The sequence below is a fragment of the Kitasatospora sp. NPDC024654 genome, from assembly GCF_055559155.1.
Genome location: NZ_JBVHLF010000019.1, coordinates 1 through 6,894, shown reverse-complemented (window position 1 = coordinate 6,894; position 6,894 = coordinate 1). Strand labels below are relative to the sequence as shown.

Annotated in this window: 6 protein-coding genes; 3 read left to right on the top strand and 3 right to left on the bottom strand. The window is 71.9% G+C overall.

Annotated elements, in window-relative coordinates; translation table 11 throughout:
* Positions 1 to 134: 134 nt before the first annotated feature.
* From ACZ38L_RS14160 to panB, 3 genes are all read right to left on the bottom strand, one after another.
* A complete protein-coding gene (locus ACZ38L_RS14160; RefSeq protein ID WP_465692575.1) occupies positions 135 to 947 on the bottom strand; it encodes an ABC transporter permease in 813 nt (270 codons plus the stop codon).
* Positions 944 to 2,008 (bottom strand): ATP-binding cassette domain-containing protein, encoded by a 1,065-nt coding sequence (locus tag ACZ38L_RS14155; RefSeq protein ID WP_465692573.1) that lies wholly within the window; start codon positions 2,006 to 2,008, stop codon positions 944 to 946. Before ACZ38L_RS14155 ends, ACZ38L_RS14160 begins: the two co-directional genes overlap by 4 nt.
* Positions 2,009 to 2,150: 142 nt before the next feature.
* Positions 2,151 to 3,041, bottom strand: a complete 891-nt coding sequence (gene panB / locus ACZ38L_RS14150; RefSeq protein ID WP_465692571.1) for a 3-methyl-2-oxobutanoate hydroxymethyltransferase — start codon at positions 3,039 to 3,041, stop codon at positions 2,151 to 2,153.
* Between the two features lie 264 nt (positions 3,042 to 3,305).
* Here panB and ACZ38L_RS14145 point away from each other — a divergent pair, with 264 nt between their 5' ends.
* The 3 genes from ACZ38L_RS14145 (at position 3,306) to ACZ38L_RS14135 (ending at position 6,800) form a co-directional block, all read left to right on the top strand.
* The gene (locus ACZ38L_RS14145) at positions 3,306 to 4,913 is read left to right on the top strand and encodes an MFS transporter (protein WP_465692569.1); all 1,608 of its coding nucleotides are present in this window, start codon (positions 3,306 to 3,308) and stop codon (positions 4,911 to 4,913) included.
* Positions 4,914 to 4,937: 24 nt separating this feature from the next.
* A complete protein-coding gene (locus ACZ38L_RS14140; protein WP_465692567.1) occupies positions 4,938 to 5,618 on the top strand; it encodes a TetR/AcrR family transcriptional regulator in 681 nt (226 codons plus the stop codon).
* A 129-nt stretch (positions 5,619 to 5,747) separates the two neighbouring features.
* The gene (locus ACZ38L_RS14135) at positions 5,748 to 6,800 is read left to right on the top strand and encodes an endonuclease/exonuclease/phosphatase family protein (RefSeq protein ID WP_465692565.1); all 1,053 of its coding nucleotides are present in this window, start codon (positions 5,748 to 5,750) and stop codon (positions 6,798 to 6,800) included.
* Positions 6,801 to 6,894 lie beyond the last annotated feature (94 nt).

The window sequence follows — 6,894 nt, the reverse complement described above, 5'->3', positions numbered from 1 at the left end:
AACCGAGCCTAGTGTATATCGCATGCCCCCCCACACTGCTCTCAGACTTCTGTTTCCGTGGGCGCTCTTGACACGCCCTCGACGTTCTCTTACGGGGGCCCCCCCCCCCCCCCCCCGGGACAGCCGTTGCCGGCTCAGGTGCGCTTGCGGTAGCGGGCCACCGCCAGCGGTGCGGCGACCGCGGTGATCGCCACCGACCAGATCAGTACGGTGGTCACCGAGTGGGCCAGCGGACCGCCGTTGATCAGGCTGCGGCAGGCGTCCGCCAGGTTGGTGAGCGGGTTGTGCCTGGTGAAGGCCTGGAGCCAGCCCGGCATGCTGCGGGTCGGCGCGAAGATCGAACTGCCGAACTGCAGCGGCATGATGACCAGCATGGTGACGCCCTGCACGGCCTGCGCCGAGCGCATCGCCAGCCCGAGCAGCATCGAGACCCAGGTGAGCGAGAGGCCGAACAGCAGGGAGAGGCCGACCGCGGCCAGCACCTGCAGCGGACCGGTCCTGATCTGCAGGCCGAGCAGCAGCGCGAAGCCGATCAGGATGGCGAAGGAGATCAGGCTGCGGCAGGCCTCGGCCATCAACTTGCCGAGCAGTACGGCCGATCGGCCGATCGGCAGGGTGCGGAACCGGTCCATCACCCCGGTGCTGAAGTCGGTGTTGATCCCGGTGCCGACGGCCATCGCCAGGTTGAGCCCGGTGCTCCCCAGCAGCCCCGGGATCATGTACTGCTTGTACTCCTGCTGGCTGCCGGAGACCGCGCCGCCGAAGACGTAGACGAAGAGCACGGTGAAGACGATCGGCAGGATCAGCGCGTCGGCCATCGACTCCGGGTCGGCCTTGATCCGCATCAGGTTGCGCCGGGTCAGCGCGCCGACGTGGCGCAGCGTGGCGGTGAGGCCGATCCGGCGGTCCGCCTCCGGGTGGGGGGTGGTCAGGGTGGCGGTGCTCATCCGAGCTGCTCCTTGCGGTCGGCCGGGTCGCCGGCGGCGGCGGTGGGGGTGGTGGTGCGGCCGGTGATGGCCAGGAAGACCTCGTCCAGGCTGGGCACCTTGGTGTCGATGCCGGCTATGGTGAATCCGCGGCTGCCCAACACGCAGATCACGGCGGTCAGTTGCTCGTCACCGGTGATCGGCACGGTGAGCAGGCCGGGCCGGTCCGGGTGCTCGGGGTCGGCGGCGACGACGGCGCCGGGCAGCTCGGCCTCGGTCAGGCAGCGGACCATCGCCGGCAGCTCGGCCGGGTCGGCCGGCCGGACCTGCAGGGTCTGCCCGCCCACCTGGGCCTTCAGCCCGGCGACCGTGCCGTTGGCGATCACCCGGCCGCGGTCGATCACGGTGAGGTCCCGGGCCAGCTGCTCGGCCTCCTCCATGTACTGGGTGGTGAGCAGCACCGTGGTCCCCTCGCCGACCATCCGCTGCACTTCGCCCCAGACCTCGTTGCGGGTGCGCGGGTCCAGGCCGGTGGTGGGCTCGTCCAGGTAGAGCACGCGGGGCCGGCCGATCATGCTGGCCGCCAGGTCGAGCCGGCGGCGCATCCCGCCGGAGTAGGTCTTGGCCGGGCGCTTGGCCGCCTCGGTGAGCGAGAAGCGCTCCAGCAGCTCGGCGGCCCGGGCCCGGGCGTCCCGGCGGGAGAGGTCGAGCAGCCGGCCGATCAGGTAGAGGTTCTCGTGGCCGGAGAGCAGCTCGTCGACCGAGGCGTACTGCCCGGTCAGGCCGATCGTGCGGCGCAGCTGCCGGGGCTGGGTGAGCACGTCGTAGCCGCCCACCACGGCGGTACCGGCGTCCGGCCGGATCAGCGTGGAGAGCACCCGGATCAGCGTGGTCTTGCCGGCGCCGTTCGGGCCGAGCACGCCGAGCACGGTGCCTTCCCGGACGGTCAGGTCGACCCCGTCCAGGGCCTTGGTCGCACCGAAGTGCTTGACGATGCCGCGGGCCTCGACGGCCGTGCCGGTCGTCGTCCGCCGGCTGGTGCGGTGCCCCTGGTCGTGCGGGGCGAGGGCGATCTGTGTCATGCCCCCAGGCTGTCCGGCCCGGCTGTCACCCCGCCGTCATCGCCCGCTCGCCGCTGTCAGCCCGCTGTCACGCCGCTGTCAGCGGTCGGGACCGGCGGCCGGGGCCGGCACCCACTCGGAGTGCCGGCCCCGCCAACCGCCCTCAGTGGAAGGTGTGTTCGGGTGCCGGGAAGCTGCCCCCGCGCACCTCGTCGGCGAACTCCCGGGCCGCGCCGCCGAGTGCCTCGCGCAGCTCGGCGAACTTCTTGACGAACTTCGGTACCCGGCCGGCCGTCATGCCCGCCATGTCGGTCCACACCAGCACCTGCGCGTCGCAGCCCGCGCCGGCGCCGATGCCGACGGTCGGGATGGTCAGCGACTCGGTGACGTGCTGGGCCAGTTCGGCCGGGACCGCCTCGAGCACCACCGAGAAGGCGCCGGCCTGTTGCACCGCCTTGGCGTCGCGCTGCAGCTTGTGCGCCGCCTCGTCGCCGCGACCCTGGACGGGGTAGCCGCCCAGCGCGTGCACCGACTGCGGGGTGAGGCCGATGTGCGCCATCACCGGCACGCCCGCCTCGACCAGCAGCTCGATGGTGTGCGCGCTGCGCTCGCCGCCCTCCAGCTTGACCGCCTGGACCCCGGCCTCCTTCATCAGCCGGGCGGCGTTGCGCAGGGCCTGGGCCGGGGACTCCTGGTACGACCCGAACGGCATGTCACCGATGACCAGCGCGCGCTGCGTGCCGCGCACCACGGCTGCGGAGAGCATCGTCATCTGGTCCATGGTGACCGGCACCGTGGTGTCGTAGCCGAGGTGGCAGTTGCCCGCCGAGTCGCCGACCAGCAGGACCGGGATGCCCGCCTCGTCGAAGACGCCGGCGGTCAGCGCGTCGTACGCGGTGAGCATGGCCCAGCGCTCGCCGCGCTGCTTGGCGGCGGCGAGGTCGCGGACGGTGACGCGGCGGTTGGTGACCCCGCCGTAGAGGGTGCTGCCCTGGGACGCGGCGGCCGCCGCGGCGGCGGGCGTCTGGGCAGGCGAAAGCGGAGAAGTGTTCATGGAACAGGCTCCTGAAGGGTTGTCGTCTCGTGGCGCCGTGCGGCGTCCCCGGATCACCCCCATGCTTGCACGGCCCTGCCACGCAGCAAAAGTCCCGACCGCCCGGCGAGGCTTTGCCCAGCCTTTACGATACGGGTACGTCTCGTATCGTAAAAACGAGTACGCTGGGCCGCCGGGGGTTCCAAGACGTTTGCGTCTCGTTAAGAGGCCGGGCCGCCCGGTCGCCCCTCCCGCCAGCACTCCTTCCTCCGACGGGACACCCGCATGTCATCGCCGCTCCCCACCAGCCCGCCCCGGGTGCCGGAAGCCATCCACCGCCGCCGCTGGGCGATCCTCGGCACCCTGGTGCTGGCCCTGCTCGTGGTGGTCCTGGACAGCTCGATCCTCAACGTCGCGATGAAGACCATCTCGACCCCGGCGCCGGTCGGCCTGGGCGCCTCGCAGAGCGACCTGGAGTGGGCGATCAACGCCTACACGCTGGTCTTCGCCGGGCTGCTCTTCACCTCCGGCCTGCTCGGCGACCGGTTCGGCCGCAAGAAGACGCTGCTGGTCGGCATGGTGGTGTTCGGCGTCGCGTCACTGTTCTGCTCGATGGCCACCAGCCCCGCCGAGCTGATCGGCTTCCGCGCGCTGATGGGCCTCGGCGGTGCCTTCGTGATGCCCGCCACGCTGGCCATCATCATGAACGTCTTCGAGCGGCACGAGCAGCCGCGGGCGATCGGCATCTGGGCCGGCGCGGTCGGCCTGGCCATCGCGATCGGCCCGATCACCGGCGGCCTGCTGATCGAGCACTTCTGGTGGGGTTCGGTCTTCCTGGTCAACGTGCCGATCGTGGTGGTGGCCGTGGCCGCGATGGTCGTCCTGGTCCCGGACTCCAGGGACCCCAACCCCGGCAAGCTCGACCCGGTCGGCGTGCTGCTCTCCATCGTCGGTCTGGTGGCGCTGATCTACGGCATCATCAAGGGCGGCGACAAGGCCTCCTTCACCGACCCCGCGGCCGTCGTCCCGGTGCTGATCGGGCTCGGCGCGCTGGCCGTGTTCGTGTCGTACGAGCGGCGGACCGCGCACCCGGCACTGAACGTCACCTGGTTCCGCAACAAGGTCTTCGCCACCTCGGTCGCGGTGATCGGCCTGGTCTTCTTCGCGCTGATGGGCGTCTCGTTCTTCGGCGTCTTCTACACCCAGGGCGTGCGCGGCTACAGCGCGCTGGCCGCCGGCGCGCTGATGCTGCCGCTGGCCGTCGCGCAGATGCTGTTCGCCCCGCGGGCCCGGCTGGTGGTGGACAAGCTCGGCGTCCGGGCCACCTGCGCCGGCGGCATGTTGCTGATCGCGCTCTCCTTCCTGGGCTACCTGTTGCTCGGCAAGACCACCCCGATCTGGGTGCTGGAGGTGATCGGCTTCGTGATGGGCGCCGGCATGGCGCACGTGATGCCGCCGGTGACCGTCTCGATCATGGGTTCGCTGCCGCGGGAGAAGGCCGGCTCGGGCTCGGCGATCAACAACACCTTCCGCCAGGTCGGCGGCTCGCTCGGGGTCGCGGTGCTCGGTGCGGTGCTCTCCACCGTCTACCGCAACGGCATGACCGACCACCTGCAGCAGCTGCCGCCCGCGGCGCGGCAGGCGGCCGGCGAGTCGCTGGAGGCCACCCTCGACGTGGTCGGCACGCTCGGCCCGCGCGGCCAGGTGCTGGTCGAGCCGGCCTTCGACTCCTTCATCCACGCGATGCACACGGTGGCCACGCTGTCCGCCGCGGTGACCCTGGTCGGCGCGCTGCTGGCCTGGTTCTGCCTGCCGAGCAAGGTCGCCGCCCCGGCCGCCGGCGGCCCGGCGCCGGCCGAGGAGACCCGCACCCCGCAGTCCGCCGAGGCCTGAGTGATCAGCGTGGAGAATGGCTGCATGGACACGGAGCGTCAGGCCCATCTCCTCGGCAGTGCCCCCGGCGGCACCTCCGCCGGGACGCCGACCTGTGCGGCGCCCCGGCGCGGCCGACCCCGCTCCGAGGCGGCCGAGCAGGCCATCTGCGCGGCCGTCGAGCGGCTGATGATGGACGGCGCGGGGCTGGCCGACCTGACCGTCGAGGGCGTGGCACAGGCCGCCGGCGTCGGCAAGGCCACCATCTACCGCCGCTGGCCCAACAAGGAGGCCATGCTGGTCGACGTGGTGGTCCGGCTGGACGACCCGGAGCCCGAGCTGGCCGGCCGCTGCGCCAAGGACGACCTGGTCACGCTGCTGGAGCACATGCGCCGGCGCGGGCTGGCGAAGCGCTCGCGCTGGGTGCTGATGGTGGTCTTCAACCAGCTGCACGGGCTGCCCGCGCTCCGCGAGGTCTACTACGAGCGGGTGATAAGGCCCCGTCGGGAGACCATCCGTTCGGTGGTCGAGCGCGGTCAGGCCACCGGCGAGTTCCGGGCCGACCTGGACTCCGAGATGCTGGCCGAGATGCTGGTCGGCCCGATGCTGGTGCGCACCGTGCTCTGGGACGACGCACCACTGGACGACCCCGGGCTGTCCGCCGCCATGGTGGAGGCGATGCTGGAGGGTCTGGGTGGCCCGGCTCACGTTCGCCGGGCCGGGTAATCGCGGCCGCGCCGGAACCCAGGGTGACCGTCCGGACGTCTGTCACGTCATAGGCTCAGCCGAGAATCAGATCATTTGCGTCGGAATCGGCACAGCCTGACGAACCGCAGAGCACCGAGGGGTCACCGCATGACGCAGGCCGACGAAGCAGTCGTGGCGGACGGGGGCGGCACGCCGCCCACCGCCGCAGGCGCACGCCTGCGCCGCGCGGGCGGGTGGCTCCGCCGCTCCTGGGGCCCGGACCGCAAGGGCCGCCGCAGCTGGCGGCGCGGCTGGATCCTCGCCGTGCTGGCCGGGCTGCTCGCCCTGCTGATGGCGCTGCACCGGCAGCTGCCCAACAGCTTCGGCAACCTCGGCAGCCTGCTGGAGACCTTCCTGCCCTGGTTCGGCCTGCTGGTCCCGGTGCTGCTGGTCGGCGCGCTGCTGCGCCGCTCGGCCACCGCGCTGGTGGCGCTGCTGCTGCCGGTGCTGGTCTGGGTCAACCTGTTCGGCGGCCTGCTCGGCGACAAGAGCACCGGCAAGGGCGACTTCACCGTGCTCACCCACAACGTGGAGGCCGGCAACACCGACCCGGCCGGCACCGCGCGGATGGTGGTCGGCTCGGGTGCGCAGATCGTCGCGCTGGAGGAGCTGACCGGGCAGGCGCTGCCGGTCTACACCGCGGGGTTGGCCACCGCGTACCCGTACCACGTGGTCGAGGGCACGGTCGGGCTCTGGTCCAAGTACCCGCTCTCCGGCACCCGGGTGGTGGACATCAAGATCGGCTGGACCCGGGCCTTCCGTACCGAGGTGACCACCCCCGAGGGGCCGCTCGCGGTGTACGTGGCGCACATGCCCTCGGTCCGGGTGAAGTTCGACGGCGGCTTCACGGCCGACCAGCGCGACGTCAGCGCGCAGGCGCTGGGCGACGCCATCCAGGCCGAGCCGCTCGGCAAGGTGCTGTTGCTCGGTGACCTCAACGGCACCATGAACGACCGCGCGCTGGCCCCGGTCACCTCGCAGCTGCGCTCGGCGCAGGGCACCGCGGGGGCGGGCTTCGGGTTCAGCTGGCCCTCGGAGTTCCCGATGGCGCGGATCGACCAGATCATGAGCCGGGGCATGCAGCCCACCGACTCCTGGGTGCTGCCGGCCGACGGCAGCGACCACCGGGCGGTCGCCGCCGACTTCCGCTACGACCGCTGAGCTTGCGATTTTAGGGCGCAGAGATCGTTTAGGTCTGGGTTCTGCTGTTCTCCGGACATGGGAGCGGCCTTCGGGTGACGCTGGGTTCTCGCCA

What these genes read in the sequence shown, in the direction of transcription:
- ACZ38L_RS14160 (WP_465692575.1), bottom strand. Translation starts at nt 947, where the DNA reads ATGAGCACCGCCACCCTGACCACCCCCCACCCGGAGGCGGACCGCCGG.
- ACZ38L_RS14140 (WP_465692567.1), top strand. Translation starts at nt 4,938, where the DNA reads ATGGACACGGAGCGTCAGGCCCATCTCCTCGGCAGTGCCCCCGGCGGC.
- ACZ38L_RS14145 (WP_465692569.1), top strand. Translation starts at nt 3,306, where the DNA reads ATGTCATCGCCGCTCCCCACCAGCCCGCCCCGGGTGCCGGAAGCCATC.
- panB (WP_465692571.1), bottom strand. Translation starts at nt 3,041, where the DNA reads ATGAACACTTCTCCGCTTTCGCCTGCCCAGACGCCCGCCGCCGCGGCG.
- ACZ38L_RS14155 (WP_465692573.1), bottom strand. Translation starts at nt 2,008, where the DNA reads ATGACACAGATCGCCCTCGCCCCGCACGACCAGGGGCACCGCACCAGC.
- ACZ38L_RS14135 (WP_465692565.1), top strand. Translation starts at nt 5,748, where the DNA reads ATGACGCAGGCCGACGAAGCAGTCGTGGCGGACGGGGGCGGCACGCCG.